Source organism: Rhizobacter sp. LjRoot28 (assembly GCF_964253025.1).
GTDB lineage: Bacteria > Pseudomonadota > Gammaproteobacteria > Burkholderiales > Burkholderiaceae_C > Rhizobacter.
The window spans coordinates 4761062-4777908 of sequence record NZ_CAXUQC020000001.1; the positions used below are offsets into that span (position 1 = coordinate 4761062).

General features: G+C 70.0%; 12 protein-coding genes. 4 read left to right on the forward strand and 8 right to left on the reverse strand.

Features of this window, described 5'->3' with window-relative positions:
- Genes ACSQ2F_RS21800 through ACSQ2F_RS21810 form a run of 3 tightly spaced genes read right to left on the reverse strand, consistent with a single transcriptional unit; the run spans nucleotide 1 to nucleotide 5293 of the window.
- Nucleotides 1–3189, reverse strand: coding sequence for an efflux RND transporter permease subunit (locus ACSQ2F_RS21800; protein WP_436026333.1), 3189 nt, complete (start codon nucleotides 3187–3189; stop codon nucleotides 1–3).
- A 21-nt stretch (nucleotides 3190–3210) separates the two neighbouring features.
- Nucleotides 3211–4395, reverse strand: coding sequence for an efflux RND transporter periplasmic adaptor subunit (locus ACSQ2F_RS21805; RefSeq protein WP_436026334.1), 1185 nt, complete (start codon nucleotides 4393–4395; stop codon nucleotides 3211–3213).
- On the reverse strand, nucleotides 4388–5293 hold the full coding sequence (locus ACSQ2F_RS21810) for an alpha/beta hydrolase (RefSeq protein ID WP_436026335.1): 906 nt from the start codon (nucleotides 5291–5293) through the stop codon (nucleotides 4388–4390). Before ACSQ2F_RS21810 ends, ACSQ2F_RS21805 begins: the two co-directional genes overlap by 8 nt.
- A gap of 136 nt (nucleotides 5294–5429) precedes the next feature.
- On the opposite strand from ACSQ2F_RS21810, the gene ACSQ2F_RS21815 reads away from it, so the two are divergent.
- A complete protein-coding gene (locus tag ACSQ2F_RS21815; protein ID WP_436026336.1) occupies nucleotides 5430–6407 on the forward strand; it encodes a LysR family transcriptional regulator in 978 nt (325 codons plus the stop codon).
- A gap of 63 nt (nucleotides 6408–6470) precedes the next feature.
- Nucleotides 6471–8792, forward strand: a complete 2322-nt coding sequence (locus ACSQ2F_RS21820) for a patatin-like phospholipase family protein (protein WP_436026337.1) — start codon at nucleotides 6471–6473, stop codon at nucleotides 8790–8792.
- A gap of 3 nt (nucleotides 8793–8795) precedes the next feature.
- Here the strand turns inward: ACSQ2F_RS21820 and ACSQ2F_RS21825 are convergent, their stop codons facing one another.
- Nucleotides 8796–9944: a PEP-CTERM sorting domain-containing protein gene (locus ACSQ2F_RS21825; RefSeq protein ID WP_436026338.1), complete on the reverse strand. Its 1149-nt coding sequence runs from the start codon at nucleotides 9942–9944 to the stop codon at nucleotides 8796–8798.
- Between the two features lie 146 nt (nucleotides 9945–10090).
- On the opposite strand from ACSQ2F_RS21825, the gene ACSQ2F_RS21830 reads away from it, so the two are divergent.
- Nucleotides 10091–10717, forward strand: coding sequence for a mechanosensitive ion channel family protein (locus ACSQ2F_RS21830; protein WP_436026339.1), 627 nt, complete (start codon nucleotides 10091–10093; stop codon nucleotides 10715–10717).
- Between the two features lie 67 nt (nucleotides 10718–10784).
- On the opposite strand, the gene ACSQ2F_RS21835 is transcribed toward ACSQ2F_RS21830, so the two are convergent.
- From ACSQ2F_RS21835 to ACSQ2F_RS21850, 4 genes are all read right to left on the reverse strand, one after another.
- Nucleotides 10785–12068, reverse strand: coding sequence for a c-type cytochrome (locus tag ACSQ2F_RS21835; RefSeq protein ID WP_436026340.1), 1284 nt, complete (start codon nucleotides 12066–12068; stop codon nucleotides 10785–10787).
- Nucleotides 12065–12763 carry a c-type cytochrome gene (locus tag ACSQ2F_RS21840; protein WP_436026341.1) on the reverse strand — a complete coding sequence of 233 codons (699 nt, stop codon included), beginning with the start codon at nucleotides 12761–12763 and terminating at the stop codon, nucleotides 12065–12067. Before ACSQ2F_RS21840 ends, ACSQ2F_RS21835 begins: the two co-directional genes overlap by 4 nt.
- A gap of 109 nt (nucleotides 12764–12872) precedes the next feature.
- A complete protein-coding gene (locus ACSQ2F_RS21845; RefSeq protein WP_436026342.1) occupies nucleotides 12873–15320 on the reverse strand; it encodes a putative bifunctional diguanylate cyclase/phosphodiesterase in 2448 nt (815 codons plus the stop codon).
- Nucleotides 15317–15973, reverse strand: coding sequence for a methylamine utilization protein (locus ACSQ2F_RS21850; protein ID WP_436026343.1), 657 nt, complete (start codon nucleotides 15971–15973; stop codon nucleotides 15317–15319). The genes ACSQ2F_RS21845 and ACSQ2F_RS21850 overlap by 4 nt, the downstream gene beginning before the upstream one ends.
- Nucleotides 15974–16148: 175 nt before the next feature.
- On the opposite strand from ACSQ2F_RS21850, the gene ACSQ2F_RS21855 reads away from it, so the two are divergent.
- The gene (locus ACSQ2F_RS21855; protein WP_436026344.1) at nucleotides 16149–16832 is read left to right on the forward strand and encodes a CAP domain-containing protein; all 684 of its coding nucleotides are present in this window, start codon (nucleotides 16149–16151) and stop codon (nucleotides 16830–16832) included.
- Nucleotides 16833–16847: the final 15 nt, after the last annotated feature.

Here is a 16847-nt window from a genome sequence, read left to right on the forward strand (position 1 = left end):
TCAGGCTCCTTCGGCCTCGATCGCGTGGGAGGCATGCCGGCGCGGCGGGCGGCCGCGCTCCAGGCGCACGGCCAGCGTGCGCAGCAGCACGTAGAAGACGGGCGTGAGGAAGAGACCGAAGAGGGTCACGCCCAGCATGCCGGCGAATACCGCCACGCCCATGGCATGGCGCATCTCCGAACCGGCGCCCGATGAGAACACCAGCGGCAGCACGCCCATGATGAACGCGATGGACGTCATCAGGATCGGGCGCAGCCGCAGGTGGCAGGCTTCCAGCGCCGCCTCGACGATGCCCTTGCCCTGGTGCTCCAGGTCGCGGGCGAACTCGACGATCAGGATGGCGTTCTTCGACGCCAGCCCCACCAGCACGAACAGCGCGATCTGCGTGAAGATGTTGTTGTCACCTTTGGTCAGGTAGACGCCCAACAGTGCGAACAGGATGGACGCCGGCACGATGAGGATCACGGCGAGCGGCAAGGTCCAGCTCTCGTACTGCGCGGCCAGCACCAGGAACACGAGCAGCACGCACAGCGGGAACACGATGACCATCGTGTTGCCGGCCAGGATCTCCTGGTAGGTGAGGTCCGTCCATTCGAAGTTGATGCCGCGCGGCAGCGTCTCGGTGGCGAGCTTCTCCATGATGGCCTGCGCCTGGCCGGACGACACGCCCGGGGCCGCGCCGCCGTTGAAGTCGGCCGCCATGAAGGAGTTGTAGCGCTCCACCCGGTCCGGGCCGTAGGTGCTGGTCACGTTCATCAGGCTGCCCAGGGGCACCATCTCCTGGTTTGCGGTGCGCACCTTGAACTGGCCGATGGAGGCGGCGTCCGAGCGGAACGGGGCATCCGCCTGGGCGATCACCTGGTAGGTGCGGCCGAACTTGTTGAAGTCGTTCACGTAGAGCGAGCCGAGGTTGATCTGCATGGTGTCGAAGATGTCCGACAGCGGCACGCCGAGCTGCTTGGCCTTGGTGCGGTCCACGCGCGCATCGAGCTGCGGCACGTTGATCTGGTAGCCCGAGAACACGCCGGCCAGCTCAGGTGTCTGCCAGGCCTTCATCTGCAGGGCCTGCACCGCCTTGTAGAGCTCGTCCTGTCCGAGGTTGGCGCGGTCCTCGATGTACATCTTGAAGCCGCCGATGGCGCCGAGGCCGTCCACCGGGGGCGGCGGGAAGACCATGATGAAGGCGTCCTGGATGGCGCCGAGGCGCTTGTTCACTTCCGCGGCGATCTCTCCGCTGCTCAGGCCGGGGCCCTTGCGTTCGGAGAAGTCATCGAGCGTGTAGAACACGATGCCCGAGTTGGGCGCGTTCATGAAGCCGTGGATCGACAGGCCGGGAAAGGCCACGCCGCTCTTCACGCCCGGCACCGACTTGGCGATGTCGGTCATGCGGCGGATGACGCTCTCGGTGCGGTCGAGCGACGCGGCGTCAGGCAGCTGGGCGAAGCCCACGAGGTACTGCTTGTCCTGCGACGGCACGAAGCCGGACGGCACCACGCGGAACATCACCGCGGCCAGCACGACGAGCACGAGGTACACGCCGATGGTGGCAGTCTTGTGCGTCAGCACCTTGCCCACGCCGCCCTGGTAGCGGGCCGAGGAGCGGTCGAAGAACTTGTTGAAGCGGCGGAAGAAGCCGCCGAGCGCCCAGTCCATGCCGCGCGACAGGCGGTCCTTCGGAGCGTCGTGCGGGCGCAGCAGCGCGGCGGCCAGGGCCGGCGACAAGGTCAGCGAATTGAAGGCCGAGATGACGGTGGAGATGGCGATCGTCAGGGCGAACTGGCGATAGAACTGGCCGGTCAGGCCCGACACGAAGGCGATGGGCACGAACACGGCGCACAGCACGAGCGCGATCGCGATGATCGGCCCCGACACTTCCTTCATCGCCTGCACCGTGGCGTCGCGCGGGTTGAGCCCGTTCGCGATGTTGCGTTCCACGTTCTCCACCACCACGATGGCGTCGTCCACGACGATGCCGATGGCCAGTACCAGGCCGAAGAGGGAGAGCGTGTTGATCGAGAACCCGAAGGCGAGCATCAGCCCGAAGGTGCCGACCACCGACACCGGCACGGCCAGCAGCGGGATGATGGAGGCGCGCCAGGTCTGCAGGAAGACGATCACGACCAGCACCACCAGGGCCACGGCCTCCAGCAGGGTCTTCACCACGGCCTTGATGGAGTCACGCACGAACTGGGTCGGGTCGTAGACGATGGCGTAGTCGACGTCCTGCGGGAAGTCCTTCTTCAGCTCGTCCATCAGGGCGCGCACGTCCGTCGACAGCTGCAGCGCGTTCGACTGCGGTGCCTGGAAGAGGCCCATCGCCACGGCCGGCTTGTTGTCGAGCAGCGAACGCAGCGAGTAGGCGGCCGAGCCGAGCTCGATGCGTGCCACGTCGCGCAGGCGCACGACGCCGCCGGTCTCGGCGCCGGTCTTGATGATGATGTCGCCGAACTCGTCCTCGGTGCTCAGGCGGCCCTGGGCATTGACGGACAGCTGGAAGGGCGCGTCCTTGGCGGGGGCGGCACCCACCACGCCGGCGGCCACCTGCACGTTCTGCTCGCGGATGGCGGCCACCACGTCGGGCGCGGTCAGGCCGCGGGCGGCAACCTTCTGCGGGTCGAGCCACACGCGCATGGAGTAGTCGCCCGCGCCGAACACCTGCACCTGACCCATGCCCGCGATGCGGCTCATGCGGTCACGGATGTTGAGCACCACGTAGTTGCGCAGGTACACCTCGTCGTAGGTCGAGTTGGGCGAGAGCAGGTGCACCACCATCGTGATGTTGGGTGAGCTCTTGACGGTCGTGACGCCCACCTGGCGCACTTCTTCCGGCAGGCGCGGCAAGGCGCGCTGCACCCGGTTCTGTACCTGCGTCTCGGCCTGTTCGACGTTCGTACCGACCTTGAAGGTGACGGTCAGGTTCATGCCGCCGTCGCCGGTGGCCTGGGACGACATGTAGAGCATGTCCTCCACGCCGTTGATGGCCTCTTCCAGCGGCGCGGCCACCGTCTGGGCGATCACCGTCGGGTTGGCGCCGGGGAAGCGCGTGCTGACGACCACCGACGGCGGCACGACTTCCGGGTACTCGGAGATCGGCAGCTTGAAGATGGCGAGCAGCCCGCCGAGGAAGATGATGATGGACAGCACGGCCGCGAAGATCGGCCGGTCCACGAAGAATCTGGAAAATTGCATGGAAGGTCTTCCCTGAAAGGCTTACTTGGCCGAGGCCACCGTCACGCCCGAGGCGGCGGGCGAGGCCATGGGCACTTCCTCCGGCTGCACCGGCGCGCCGGGGCGCACGCGCTGCAGGCCCTTGACGACGATGCGTTCGCCCGGCTTCAGGCCGGTGCGGGCCACACGCAGGCCGTCGATGGACTGGCCGAGCTCGACCACGCGGTACTCGGCCTTGTTGCCCTCGCCGAGGACATAGACGTACTTGCGGTTCTGGTCGGTGCCGATGGCCGCGTCGTGGATCAGCACGGACTCCGCGCTGTTGGCCTCGGCACCGATCTGCACGCGCGCGAACAGGCCGGGCGTCAACGTGCCGCTCTTGTTGTCGACCACGGCGCGCATGCGCACGCTGCTGGAGGTCGGGTCGATGCGGTTGTCCACGAAGTCGAGGCGGCCTTCGCGCGGGAAGCCCGTCTCGTTGGCCAGGCCCATGCGCACCTTCACCGCCTCGGCGCCGCCGCGCGCGGCAGGGCCGAGCGCGAGGTAGGTGCCTTCGTCGCCGTCGAAGCTCACATAGACCGGGTCGACGGACACCAGCGAGGTGAGCACGACATTGCCGTCCACCAGGTTGCCGATGGTGACCTCGGCCTTGCCGACGCGGCCACTGAACGGGGCGCGCACGGCCGAGTACTCGACGCTCAGTCGGGCGCTGGCGAGCGCGGCCTGGTCGGCACGGGCGGCGGCCTCCAGCTGCCGGGCATTGGCGGCGCGCTCGTCGAAGTCGCGCTGCGCGATCGCATTGTCGGCCAGCAGGCGCTTGGAACGTTCGAGCTCGGTACGGGCCAGCTCCGCCTTCGCGGCCGAGGCCGCCGCGGCGGCTTCGCCGCGCAGCATCTCGGCCTGGTACGCGCGGGGGTCGATGGTGAAGAGCAGGTCGCCCTTCTTCACCATGGAGCCGGGCTTGAAGTGAATCGCCTCCACCGTGCCGCGCACGCGGGCGCGGATCTCGGCCGACTCCACCGCCTCGATGCGGCCGGAAAACTCCTGGTGCTCGACGACCTTCTTCGTCACGACGGCGGCGACGCTCACGGGTGGGGGTGGAGGGGCTGCGGCCGTCTGCGCCTGGGCGTCGATGCCGTCGGAGCAGGCGCCCAGGGTCAGCAGGCCGGCGGAGGCCAGCGCCAGGGTGGTGATGGTCAGGGCGAAGGAGATGGGGCGGTCAGTCATGGGGCACCTCAGGCACTTGGGAAGAGAGAACGGATGCGACCGATCGCCCGGGGTGGGCGGCGGCCGGCTTGAGAAAGGGAACGAGGAAGGCCTTCACGGCCTGGGCGCAGGCCGGGTCCGCAGCGGCTTCGCAGCGTTCCTCGGCGTCGGTGAGCGCGCTGGCGGGAAGGGAGAGCTGCTGGACCGGGACGCCGGCGGCAGCGAGCTTGTCGGCATAGGCGATCGCACCCGCGGTGAGCGGGTCGCCTTCGGCGTGGATGATCAATGCGGGGGGAAGGCCGGCGAGTCGGCTCGACTCGATGGGGCAGGCGTAGGGGTGCACCCGATCGGCTGCCCGGGGCAGGTAGCCGCGGTAGGCATCGGTCATCGCGCGGGCGGCACCTTCGGCCCCGACGGGTTCGAACGGGCTCGTGCGCGATTCGCGCATGCTCGGGTCGAGCATCGGCATGAGCAGCACCTGTCCGGCCAGACGCGGCCCGAGCCGGTCGCGCGACATCAAGGCCGAGACCGCCGCCAGGTTGCCGCCCGCCTCGAGTCCGCCCACCAGCAGATGCCGGCCGGTCCACCCGCGAAGCCGGGCGCCCTTGGCGGCGGCCATCCTCAGCACGGCATGGCTGTCCTCGATGGCCGCCGGGAACGGGTGTTCGGGCGCCACGGCGTAGCTGGGCGCGAGGATGGTGACCTGGCAGTCCTGGGCAAACTCGCGCAGGCAGGCGTCCGAAGCATCCAGGTCCGCCTCCACGAAGCCGCCCGGCGGGAAGAACACCAGCAGCGCCTCGGACTTGGCGCGGGTGCCGATGTACAGGCGCAAGGTGAGGCGACCCGACGCGCCAGGCCATTCGAAGGTCTGGTCGGCGCCCGGGGTTGCGCTGTCCTTGTGGGTGGAAGGGGTGTTCATGGCCTGCTTCAGAACGGAGGGGGTGCACTGGGCAAAATCACGCAATGCCTGCTTGTGCGGTGCAGCAGAACTTTATTTGTCCGCGATGTCCAGATAAAGTGTCTTTTCTGAGAATGACTGTTCAGGAATCCAGACAATGGACACGATCAAAGCGATGCGGGCCTTCGTGGCGGTGGTCGACACGGGCGGGTTTACCCGGGCGTCAGAGCTGCTCGGTACCCCCAAGGCGACCCTCTCGGCCAGCGTTGCCGAGCTCGAGGCCCACCTCAAGGTGCGGCTGCTGCATCGCACGACGCGACGGGTGTCGGTCACAGCCGACGGCGCGGCCTACTACGAACGCTGTGTCCGCATCCTCGAGGATCTTCGTGACGCTGAAGAGTCGTTCTCGTCCCGGCAAGCGAATCCGCGCGGCCGCTTGCGAGTGGACGTGGCCACGGCGGTGGCGAGCCGGTTGCTGATTCCCCAGCTCCACACCTTCTTCGAACGCTACCCCGACATCCAGCTCGAACTCGGCTGCAGCGATGGCCCGCTGAACCTGTTGAGCGACGGCGTGGACTGCGCGCTGCGTGGCGGCGAGATCGAGGATCAATCGATGATCGCTCGCCGTGTGGGCACCATGCACGTGGTGACCTGCGCCACCACCTGCTACCTCGAGCGCCGTGGCCGCCCGACGGACCCGTACGACCTGAAGGACCACGTCTGCCTGAACTACTTCTCGCAGCGCACCGGCCACCTCTTCGACTGGGACTTCTCGCGCGACGGACAACGCGTCTCGCTGCCGGTCGTCAGCCCGCTGACCTTGAACGACACCAACGCCTACGTCGACGCCTGCCTGGCCGGGCTCGGTGTGGGGCGGCTCCCGACGTACATCTTCAACCAGTACCTGGAGTGCGGTGCGCTCGAGCTGGTCCTCGGTGAATGGCTGTCCGACCCGACGCCCTTCCACGTCGTCTACCCCTCCAACCGTCACCTGTCGCCCAAGGTTCGCGTGTTCGTCGAATGGGTGGCGGAGATCTTCGAGCACCACAGCGGCATGCAGCTGTGCACCCGGCTCGATGCGAAACAATGCGACTGGATCCAGAAGGAAGCCAAGGCGCTCGCGCTGCCGGCCTGAACCTGACGGATGGGGAGCGCGTCCGGCGCGCGTCGACAAGAAGCACTTGGGGAGGAGGGCCGCATGGGCCGCAATCGATCTGCTGCCGTACGGACGGCCGCGCGCGCATGGGCGCTTGCACTGACGCTCACCGCCAGTGCGGGGGCGTCGATGGCCCTGGGACCGGTCGGCGCTTCGGCTGCACCGGCACCCGCACCCACCTCCTCAGCGGAACTCCTCGAGCGCACGCGAAGCGCTTCGCGCGGCCCCGAGGCCGGCGCCCGGCCGCGCATCGGCGTCGTCCTGTCGGGCGGCGGTGCCCGCGGCGGAGCCCACCTCGGCGTGCTGAAGGTGCTGGAGGAACTGGGCGTGCCGATCGACGTCATCGTCGGCACGAGCGCCGGCGCCATCGTCGGCGCGGCCTATGCCACCGGCATGCCCCTGGCCGAGATCGAGCGCGAGATGGCCGGGCTGAACACCGCGATGCTGTTCCGCGACATCGACCGGGCCGAAGTGCCGATGAACACCAAGGTGCATGACCGGGTGAACTACGTCGGCCCCGAGATGGGCATCCGGCAAGGTGAGTTGGCATTGCCCAAAGGGGCCGTGGCCGGCATCTCGATGGAGGCCGTGCTGCGGCGACTGACGCAGCGGCAACGCGCCCAGGATTTCGACGAACTGCCCATCCCCTTTCGCGCCGTGGCGACCGACCTCGCCACCTCGGAGATGGTGGTGCTGGACAAGGGCAGCCTGGCGGTGGCGGTGCGCGCCAGCATGGCGATTCCCGCGGTCGTCGATCCCGTTGAACTCGACGGCCGCCTGCTCGTCGACGGGGGGCCGAGTCGCAACCTGCCGGTGGACGTGGCGCGCGCCCTCGGCGTTGACGTCATCATCGCGGTGAACATCGGCACGCCCCTGCTCAAGCGTGAGGAGATCCGCTCGGTGCTGTCGGTGTCGGACCAGATCACCCGCATCCTGACCAACACCAACGTGGCTGCCTCGGTGCGCGAGATCCGCGACGCCGACGTGCTGCTCACGCCCGACCTCGGCACGGTGACCACGGGCGACTTCGATCGCCTGGCCGACGCTGCACAGGCCGGCGAGCGGGCCGCCCGGGACGCCTCGGCGCGCCTGGCCCGGTTCGCCGTGGCGCCCGCGGAGTACCGCGCATGGCGAGCCGCCGCGTCGGTCAAGGAAGACGGCGTGCCGCGCACGCTCGCGGACGTCCGCGTCATGGGTACCGAGCGGGTGGACCCCGAAGTCGTGACGTCGGTGATGCGCTCCAAGCGCGGACAGGTCTTCGACGCGTCCCGCGCCGACGGCGACGTGCGCCGCATCTACGCACGGGGCGACTTCGAGCGCGTCGGCTACACGCTCACCGAGGAGCCGGGCGTGGGCCATGTGCTCACCGCCCAGGTGGCGGAGAAGTCCTGGGGGCCGACCTACCTCCGCTTCGGCCTGGGTCTGTCGACCGACCTGGCCGGCAATGCCGTCTTCGACCTGTCGGGCACCCACCGCGCCACCTGGCTGAACCGCCTCGGTGGCGAGTGGCGCAATGACGTGCAGCTGGGCAACACCGACCGGCTGGTCACCGAGTGGTACCAGCCGCTGACGCCGGCCCAGCGCGTCTTCGTCGCGGCGCGCGCCGAGGGCGCACGTGAGCCGTTCGATCTGTACGACGAGGAAGGCGACCGCATCGCCCGCTACCGACGTGGCACCTTCGGCGTGGGCCTGGACGTGGGCACGCCCATCGGGCGCGGCGGAGAGGCGCGGCTCGGGGTGTGGCGGGGCCGCGCCCGGCTCATCACCGACACCGGCACGGTGGCCGGCGAGCTGCTGCAGCCGCAGACCGACACCGGTGGCGTGCTGGCCCGGGTGCGCTATGACACGCTCGACAACCGGCGCTTTCCGCGCGCAGGGGTGGAAGGTGAACTGCGCCTGTATGCCTCCAGCGAGGGCCTCGGCGCCGACGAGACGTACACCAAGGGCTCCGCCACGTTCAACATGGCGCGGGCCTGGGGGGCGCACTCGATGCAGGTGGGCCTTCGAGGCGCCAAGGCGCTCGACACGGGCGCGCTGCCGCTGCACGAACTCTTCAGCCTGGGCGGCTTCCTGCGGCTGTCCGGCTACAAGACGGGCCAGTTCCTCGGTCGCGAACTCGCCTTCGGGCGGCTGATCTACAACTACCGGCTGTCCGTGCCCGGCCTCCTGGACGGCGCCTTCGTCGGCGTCTCGGCCGAGGCAGGGCGCATCGGCGACAGCGTTTCCAGCCGCGAAGGGGCCTTCACCCGCCAGGGCCGATCGGTCTACCTCGCGCTCGACACGCCGTTCGGGCCGGTGTACGGCGCGTTCGGCCGCGCACGGGACGGCAGTGAATCGGTGTACCTGTTCCTCGGCCAGCCCTGAACCTCAGGCGGGTCCGCCGGAATGACGTCGGGCAGCGCCGGCCACACCCATGCCACCCAGGGCCAGCATCAGCCACATCGCCGGCTCGGGCACCGGCGCCATCGGCCCGGAGGGCGCCAGCATGAAGGCCCGCTGCTGGCCGTTGAACAGGCCGGTGCCGACGATCTGGCCGAGGTCGTTCAAGTCGTTGATTGCGAGCGAGGTCCAGCCGGCGGAGGTCAGCGGGTCCAGCACGGTCGCCAGGTCGAGGAAGCTCCGGGTCGGCAGGTCGTAGAGGAAATTGAAGGCCGAGCCATCGGCCCACTGGCCGCCGCCGATCACCTGGCCGACGTTGTTGATGGCGGTCGCGAAGCTCATCGCCGCGGCGGCGGGCAGGGTGGGGCCGAAGTCGATGATGCCGTCGGCGGAGGTGAATGCGAAGGCGCGCCGGGCAGGGGGCACGCCTTCGCCCGCAGGCACCTGCAGGTAGCCGACCACAATGTTGTCGGCGGTGTTGTCGGTGGCGTAGCTGCCGGTGTTGTCCGGAAGGCCTGCCAAGCCGGTGCCGATTCCATCCAGGCCCCAGCCTGCGATGGTGTAAGGATCGCCCAGTTCCTGGTGCCTGAAGTTCGTGATGACGAGCGCGCCGAAGTCCACGAAGCCGACGACCGAGACCGCCGACGTGGCATAGACGTAGGGGGCGCTGTCACCGCCCGTCGTGAAGAAGGCGTCACGGGAGCCGTCCGCCGCGGGCGTGGTCATGCCGGACACCCAGCCGCGATGGTCGATGTAGGTCGGCTCGAGGTTGGCGCGACCCAGGTCACGCATGCCGCCGGACAACGTGTAGGTGAAGCCCCGGGTCGATGCACCGTCATGCCAGCGACCGACCACCTCGCCCGAATCGTTGATGTCGACGCCCCAGGACTGCAGTGCTGCGCCTCCGGGGGAACCGGCGGGCGGCCGGTCGTCCAGCCGCAGCAGCCCGGTGTCCCGGCTGTAGAAGAAACCGCCGGCGGCCGAGCCGCCGGTGACCTGCCCGAGGTTGTTGATCGCGGTGGCCTCCTCGAAGCGGCCCGCGCTGCTGATGTCGAACAGCCGGTAGTCGATGGCATGCGCCGGCGCGGCCGACAGGCCGACCAGCAGGAGCGACAGCAGGACAATCGGTTTGCGCATGGGGATCTCCGTTGGAGGGAAGCAGCCTTGAAACCTAGGCGCTGCCGCGGCCGTCCGCCATCCCACGAATCGCACTCGCTTCGCACCCGGCCCTGCCAGGCGTGCGGCGGCTCCCGCCGTCGCCGCCTCAGCCGACAATCGGCGTCATGAACAAGTTGATCCAACCCTTGTACGACCGCCTGTCGCCTTGGGCGCAGGACTGGGTGGGCGTGTTGATGCCCCTGATCGAGGTGACCCTCATCGCGGTGACGGCCTGGCTCTTGATGCGCGTTGCGCGCCACCTCATCCGCCGCCTCACCGGCACCTATGGGCTGCCGGTCAAGGTGACGAGCCTGTTCCTGCGCACGGTCGGCGTGCTGGTCTATGGTGGCGCGCTGCTGTGGGTGCTGGAGCGGCTCGGGGTCTCGGGCGCGGTGCTCTGGACCGCCTTCACCGGCTTTGCCACCGTCGGCGCCGTGGCCTTCTTTGCCGCCTGGAGTGTGCTGTCCAACCTCTTCTGTGCCCTGCTGATCTACGTCACCCGCTCGTTTCGCATCGGCGACTTCGTCGAGTTGCTGGAAGCGGGTGACAAGGCGGGCATGAAGGGCCAGGTGGTGGATATCAACCTCGTCTACACCACGCTGCTCGAAAGCGGTGATGCCCACAGCGGCACCAGCCTGCAGCTTCCGAACAGTCTCTTTTTCCAGCGCACCCTGAGGCGCTGGCACGGCCCCGCCGCGCAGGAAGCGGCGGCCGAGGCCACGCCGCACGACGGGCACGGTCCGGCACTTTGACCGGGTCGAACGGCGGTGCAACCGGCCCCCGGGGACTCAGGCGGCGGTGGCCTCGACGCCCGGGTGTTCAGTCCTGCGTGCGGTAGCGCTGCACGTCCAGCGCGGTGACGGCGGTGCCGCGGTTGCCGAAGCTGCCGCGGATGTAGGTGAGCACGGCCGCCACCTCGTCGCTGCTCAGGGTACTGGCGAAGGGCGGCATGCCGAAGGGTCGCGGGTTGCCCGCCGTGGCGGGGGCGAACCCGCCCAGCAGCACGGCGCGCACGGCGTTGGCGGGCGGATCCATCGTCACGGCCCGGTTGTCGGCAAGCGCCGGATAGGCGCCCGGAACCCCGCGCCCGTCGGCCCGGTGGCAGGCGGCGCAGTGCCGCTCGTAGAGGGCCGCGCCGCGCTCGTCCGGCCGGGCCGTGGCCGCGGGCGGCTGCACCGGCTGCTGCGGCAGCGCCTGCAGGTAGACACCCATGGCGCGGAGGTCGGCGTCGCTCAGGTGCTGGGTGCTGTTGAGCACCACCTCGGCCATCGGGCCGATGACGGTGGCGCGGTGCGTGACGCCGTCCCGCAGCAGCGCCGTGATGTCGTCGAGCGCCCAATCCGCCACCCCGGCTTCCGCTGCGGAGGTCAGCGAGGGCGCGTACCAGTTCTGCATGGGAATCAGGCCGCCGCTCAGGTCGAAGGCTCCTGCTGAACCGCCGAGCGCGTCGCGCGCCGAGTGGCAGGCGTTGCAGTGACCGAGGCCTTGCACGAGGTAGGCGCCGCGGTTCCATTCGGCCGAGCGCGCCGGGTCTTCGGGCGCGGCGCCCGCGCGGAAGTAGAGCGCCCGCCATACCGCCAGGGCGGCCTGGGTGTTGTAGGGAAAGCCGACCGTGTGCTCGCTGTTCTCGCGGGCCACCGCAGGCAGCGACTGCAGGAAGGCGTAGAGCGCGTCGCTGTCTGCCCGGGTGACGTGGGTGTAGTTGGGGTACGGGAACGCCGGATAGAGCAGGCGCCCGTCCCGCGAGCGGCCGTGGTGCATCGCGCGCCAGAAGTGGTCGGGCGACCAGCGCCCGAGGCCGCTTGCCGCGTCGGGCGTGAGGTTGGAGCTGAAGACGGTGCCGAAGGGCGTGTCGATCGCGCGGCCTCCGGCATAGGCAGCGCCGCCCGGGGCGGTATGGCAACCGGCGCAGTTGCCGGCCGTGGCGAGGTAGCGGCCGCGGGCCACCTGCTCGGCCGTGCCGGCCACCGGCGCCGCATCCATCGCGACAGGCGATTCGCCACGCACGTTGAGCCAGGCCACCGCCCCGATGATGGCGAGCACGGCGATGAGTGCGGCGACGAGCAAGGGGGCGATCCAGACGCCCAGGCGAGCGCGGCTCATCGCGCGGCTCCGTCGGCCACGCCGCCACACGCGATGGGCAGGGCGGCCGGCAGCGAGGCCGCGGCATGAGCCGGCTGCGGCACCGGCCGCGAGGCGAGCCAGCGCGAGAGTGCATCCACGTCGTCGAGGCTCAGCTTGCCGGCGATCTCGCGCATGCAGTCGGGCGCATGGGCGTGGCGCTTGCCGGTGCGCCAGGCCCCGAACTGGGCGTTGAGGTAGTCGCGCGGCAGGCCGAGCAGGCCGGGAATGGCCGGCGCCACGCCGGTCAGGCGTTCGCCGTGGCAGGCGACGCAGGCCGGAATGCCGCGCGCGGGGTCACCCCGCATCACGAGCGCTTCGCCGCGGGCGGCCACGGCGGCAGGTGGCGGCGGCGCCGGAGCCGGGTAGGGAAGGTCCAGCTGCGCGAAGTGGGTGGCGATCTCGGCGAGGTAGGTGTCGGTGAGCGGGGCGACGAGGTGCGTCATCAACGCGTAGTGCCGGCGGCCGTCGCGGAAGTTGACGAGCTGGTGATAGAGGTAGCCGGCCGGCTTGCCCGCGATGCGCGGGTAGAAGCCATCGGGTGCCGCCCGGCCCTGGGCGCCGTGGCAGCCGACGCAGGCCAGCACACGCTGGGCCATCGTGTCTTCGAAGACCGGCCGAGCCTGCGCGTGCGCGGCGCCGGCGGCCAGGACGGAAGTGACAGCGGCGGCAGCCATGAGGGCGCGCCGCGAAAGGAATCTCAGGGTCATGGGACAGGCCGCGGCGCGAAGCGGCGGCAGGCAGGCAAGGCGAGCCCGCAGCGTAGCAGGCGGGCGGCGGCCCTGCTCAGTGCAGCGTGATGGCCCGATCGCTTTCGGGGCCGCGCGGCAGGGCCACCTGCGCATGGCGCGCCGTCCAGAGGGAGGACCAGCGCTCGAATTCATCGGCCGGCAGGGGGCGGCTCATGTGAAAGCCCTGCGCCTCGTCGCAGTGCAGCGCACGCAGCAGCTCCCAGCATTGCGCGTTCTCCACGCCCTCGGCCACCACGGTGAGCCCGAGTCCGTGGGCCAGGTCGATCGTCGAGCGCACGATGCGCGCGTCGTCGATGTCCTTTTCCATGTTGAGCACGAAGGACTTGTCGATCTTCAGTTCGTCGACCGGCAGCCGCTTGAGGTAGGCGAGCGACGAGTAGCCGGTGCCGAAGTCGTCGATGGATAGGCGAAAGCCCAGCGAACTCAGGCGCTCCAGGGTGCCGAGCGTGCGCTCGGGGTCGTCCATGATCGCGCTCTCCGTGATCTCGAGGCAGAAGCCCTCGGCCGGCACCTGGTGGCGCACCAGCACGGCCTCGAACTTCTGCGGCAGGTCCTGGTCCATCAGGTCGCGCGTCGAGAGGTTCACCGACACCGACAACGGTGCGCCGGAACGGCTGAGGCGCTTCCAGTGGCGCGCCGCTTCCTCGAACACCCAGAGGGTCAGCACGCGGATGAAGCCCGTCTGCTCGGCAAAGGGAATGAACTCCATCGGCGGCACGAGTCCGCGCACCGGATGCTGCCAGCGCACCAGCGCCTCGGCGCCGATCACCCGGCCGGTGTCGAGCGCAAGCTTGGGTTGCAGGTAGAGCCTCAGCTCACCATGGTCGATGGCGTGCCGCAGCTCGGTCAGCAGCGACAGCGTCTGCGCACTGGCTGCATCGAGCTTGGCGTCGTAGAAGGTGGGGCCGTCGCGGCGGCGCTTGGCGGCGTACATCGCCACTTCCGCACGGCTGAGCAGGGTGTCGGTGTCGCCCGCATGCTGGGGCCACAGGGCGATGCCGATGCTGGCGCTGATGTCCACCGCCTGGTCGTCCAGCAGCACGCTGCGGTCGAACGACTCCGTGATGCGGCGCGCCACCGTGTTCGCCAGCGCCGCATCGGTCGCCGGGTCGAGCATGGGCAGCAGCACCGCGAACTCGTCGCCGTCCAGGCGCGCGACGATGTCGCCGTCGCGCAGCACCTCCTGCGCGAGGCGCTCGGCGACGCGCTTGAGCATCAGGTCGCCGTAGCGGTAGCCCAGCACGTCGTTCACGTGCTTGAAGCGGTCGAGGTCCATCATCACCACCGCGACGGAACGGCCCGCCGCGGCAGCCGCCTCGGTGGCCGCCGACACCGCCTGGCGGAAGCTCGTGCGGTTGGGCAGGCCCGTCAGGCTGTCTTCATACGCCAGCTTGAGCACCTGCTGCTGGTGGTCGGCGATGCGGATGCGCATGCGCTCGAAGGCCTGGGCCAGCTCGCCGATCTCGTCGGCGCGCTGCTGGCCGCGCAGGGGGGTGGCGTAGTCGCCCGCGCCCAGTCGCTCCGCCGCGGCCGCCAGGCGGCGCAAGGGCGTGGTCACGCGGCGCGCGGTCAGCACGCTGCCGAAGGCGAACACGATCACGCCCAGCAGCGTGAGCGCCGCGAGCCCGAACTGCAGCTGGCGGTAGGGCGCCACCGCCTCGTCCACCGAGCGCATCAGCACCGCGGCCACTTCGGTCGAGGCGTCGGTGGCGAGGCGCATCTGGCGGCTGCTGTACTCGCCGTCGGGCAGGCGCACGTTCATGGAGGCGGTCTCGTCCGAGCGCTGGGCTTCGACGGCGGCATGCACGTTGGCCGGCAAGGTCGACACCGAGGTGGTCCACGCCTGCGCCGGACCCTGGCGCACCTGCAGGCTGACGTGCAGCGCGGACAGGTCGCGCATGTCGTTCATCAGCGGCTCGTCGATGGGAAAGCCCATCAGCACCCAGCCGACGACGACCGGCGCGCGCATCGGCACCAGCACCAGCTGGAACGGCTTGCGGTCGAGCACCACGATTTCACGTGCGGGCTGGCCGCCCGCCAGGCGGGCGGACATGCGGTCGATGGCGGGCCGCAGGCGGTCGACGCCGGGCTGGGCGGCGGCGCGCAGCGCGAAACGCGTGTCCAGCAGTGCGGACACGGTGGCCCCGATGCGGTCGCCGTGGTTGGAGAGCACCGAGGCGATGGTGTCCGTGTCGCCGCTGGCGACTGCCGAGCGGAAGCCGTAGTCGGCGGCCAGCAGCGTGGCGCCCTGGGCCAGCTTGTCGGCGTTCTGCTGCAGCAGTCGGCCCAGCAGCTGCTCGCCCGAGACCAGGGCGCTGGCAATGGACGCACGGGCATTGCGGTCGATGGTGGCGCGGATCGCGACGAAACTGGCGGCCTGCACGGCCAGCAGCAGGCCGAGGAACAGCAGCACGATGCGCACGCCCAGCGAGCGTCGGGAGAGACCGCGCAGCCGGCCGGCGAAGGTGTTCCAGGCGTTCATGGCGCGGTGACCGCCAGGCGCACGGGCAGTTCGACGTCGGCCGTCCCGACGGTCGTGCGAAGCACCGGCAGCGGCCGGTCCACGGGCAGGGCCGGGTGCCAGGTGCGCAGCCCGTAGTCCCCTGCGACCAGGCCGGGCAGGCGGGCCTGGCCCTTGGCGTCGGTGCGGGCGTGCAGCGGCGTGTCGGTCACGACGATCCACGCCACCATCTGGTCATGGATGTTGCAGCCGAGCACGGCGACCCCCGGCTTGTCGAAGACGACCGGCGCATGGGGGACGCCCGCGTACAGCTTGATCTCGAAGGTCTTGACCGCCGAGAACGAGTACACGTGGTGGCGGACCGTGTCGTTGTTGGGGAAGCTCACCGCGGTGCCGGCGGTGATCACGGTGACCGACGGGTCGAACGCCCGCGCCGCCTGGGACACCGAGACCATGGGCATCGGCTTGACCGCCAGGGCGCCGCGCGCTGGCGTGGCCATCACCACGGCATCGCGCAGGGGACGGCCGTCGGCTCCGGTGACCGTCAGCACCAGGTCGGCCCCGAAGGCGGCACCGGCCACCACCAGCAGGCTGGCGGGCAGGGCGGATCGCAGGAAGAAGCGGGGCCGGCAGGGCATGGGCAGGGGCGCGCGGGGGCGGCAAGTCGAGGTCATCCGGCGACTCGCGCCGCCCGCAGGCACCACGCCTGCCAGAAGGGTATCGGCCCGATGGTCCGCAGCTTGACCCGCGACGCCGCGATTCGTGAGGCATTGCACGTGTTGCGCTGCCCGGGGCCGGCGGTGACAACTGCACACGCCAAAGGCTTCGGGATGGCGCTACGCTTTGCGCATGAAGTTCCGTACCACCTCGACCCGCTGCCCCGTCGGCAACCTCCGGGCGCTTGCCGTTGCCGCGCTGACTCTGGCGCTCGCCGCCTGCGGAGGCGGCTCGGGTGACTCCAGCGCGCCGTCGGCCGATACGCCGCCCCCGGTCGCGGTCGCTCCGGGAACGGACAACGAAAGCCCGGTTGATCCCGCGCTCCCGATCGCGCCGGTTCCTCCGGACGACACGATGGCCGCCACGTCCGCGTGGTCCGGCGACTGCAACGTGCCCAACTTCGTCAACGACGCCGTCGCCCGCGTCAACGCCTTCAGGGCGCAACCGCGGATGTGTGGCGAGACGGCCTATGCCGCCGCGCCTGCGCTGGTCTGGAACGAGAAGCTTGCCCAGGCCGCCCATGGCCACTCGCTCGACATGGCGGTGAACAACTACTTCTCCCACACGAGCCTCGACGGCCGAAGCCTTGGCCAACGCATCAGTGCCACCGGCTACGCGTGGTCACGGATCGGCGAGAACATCGCGGCAGGACAGGGCACCATGGCGTCCGTCATGGGCACGTGGCAGGGGAGCAAGGGCCATTGCGCCAACCTGATGAACCCGTCGTTTGCCCACATCGGCCTGAGCTGCGCCAAAGGGCGCGCCGGAGCGGCCTTCAGCCCCTACTGGACCATGACCCTCGCGCGCCCGCTGTGACGCATTGAGCGGTTC

Coding starts and splice junctions, on each gene's coding strand:
- ACSQ2F_RS21800 (WP_436026333.1), bottom strand. CDS start 3,189: ATGCAATTTTCCAGATTCTTCGTGGACCGGCCGATCTTCGCGGCCGTG.
- ACSQ2F_RS21830 (WP_436026339.1), top strand. CDS start 10,091: ATGAACAAGTTGATCCAACCCTTGTACGACCGCCTGTCGCCTTGGGCG.
- ACSQ2F_RS21825 (WP_436026338.1), bottom strand. CDS start 9,944: ATGCGCAAACCGATTGTCCTGCTGTCGCTCCTGCTGGTCGGCCTGTCG.
- ACSQ2F_RS21810 (WP_436026335.1), bottom strand. CDS start 5,293: ATGAACACCCCTTCCACCCACAAGGACAGCGCAACCCCGGGCGCCGAC.
- ACSQ2F_RS21835 (WP_436026340.1), bottom strand. CDS start 12,068: ATGAGCCGCGCTCGCCTGGGCGTCTGGATCGCCCCCTTGCTCGTCGCC.
- ACSQ2F_RS21855 (WP_436026344.1), top strand. CDS start 16,149: ATGAAGTTCCGTACCACCTCGACCCGCTGCCCCGTCGGCAACCTCCGG.
- ACSQ2F_RS21850 (WP_436026343.1), bottom strand. CDS start 15,973: ATGACCTCGACTTGCCGCCCCCGCGCGCCCCTGCCCATGCCCTGCCGG.
- ACSQ2F_RS21820 (WP_436026337.1), top strand. CDS start 6,471: ATGGGCCGCAATCGATCTGCTGCCGTACGGACGGCCGCGCGCGCATGG.
- ACSQ2F_RS21840 (WP_436026341.1), bottom strand. CDS start 12,763: ATGGCTGCCGCCGCTGTCACTTCCGTCCTGGCCGCCGGCGCCGCGCAC.
- ACSQ2F_RS21805 (WP_436026334.1), bottom strand. CDS start 4,395: ATGACTGACCGCCCCATCTCCTTCGCCCTGACCATCACCACCCTGGCG.
- ACSQ2F_RS21845 (WP_436026342.1), bottom strand. CDS start 15,320: ATGAACGCCTGGAACACCTTCGCCGGCCGGCTGCGCGGTCTCTCCCGA.
- ACSQ2F_RS21815 (WP_436026336.1), top strand. CDS start 5,430: ATGGACACGATCAAAGCGATGCGGGCCTTCGTGGCGGTGGTCGACACG.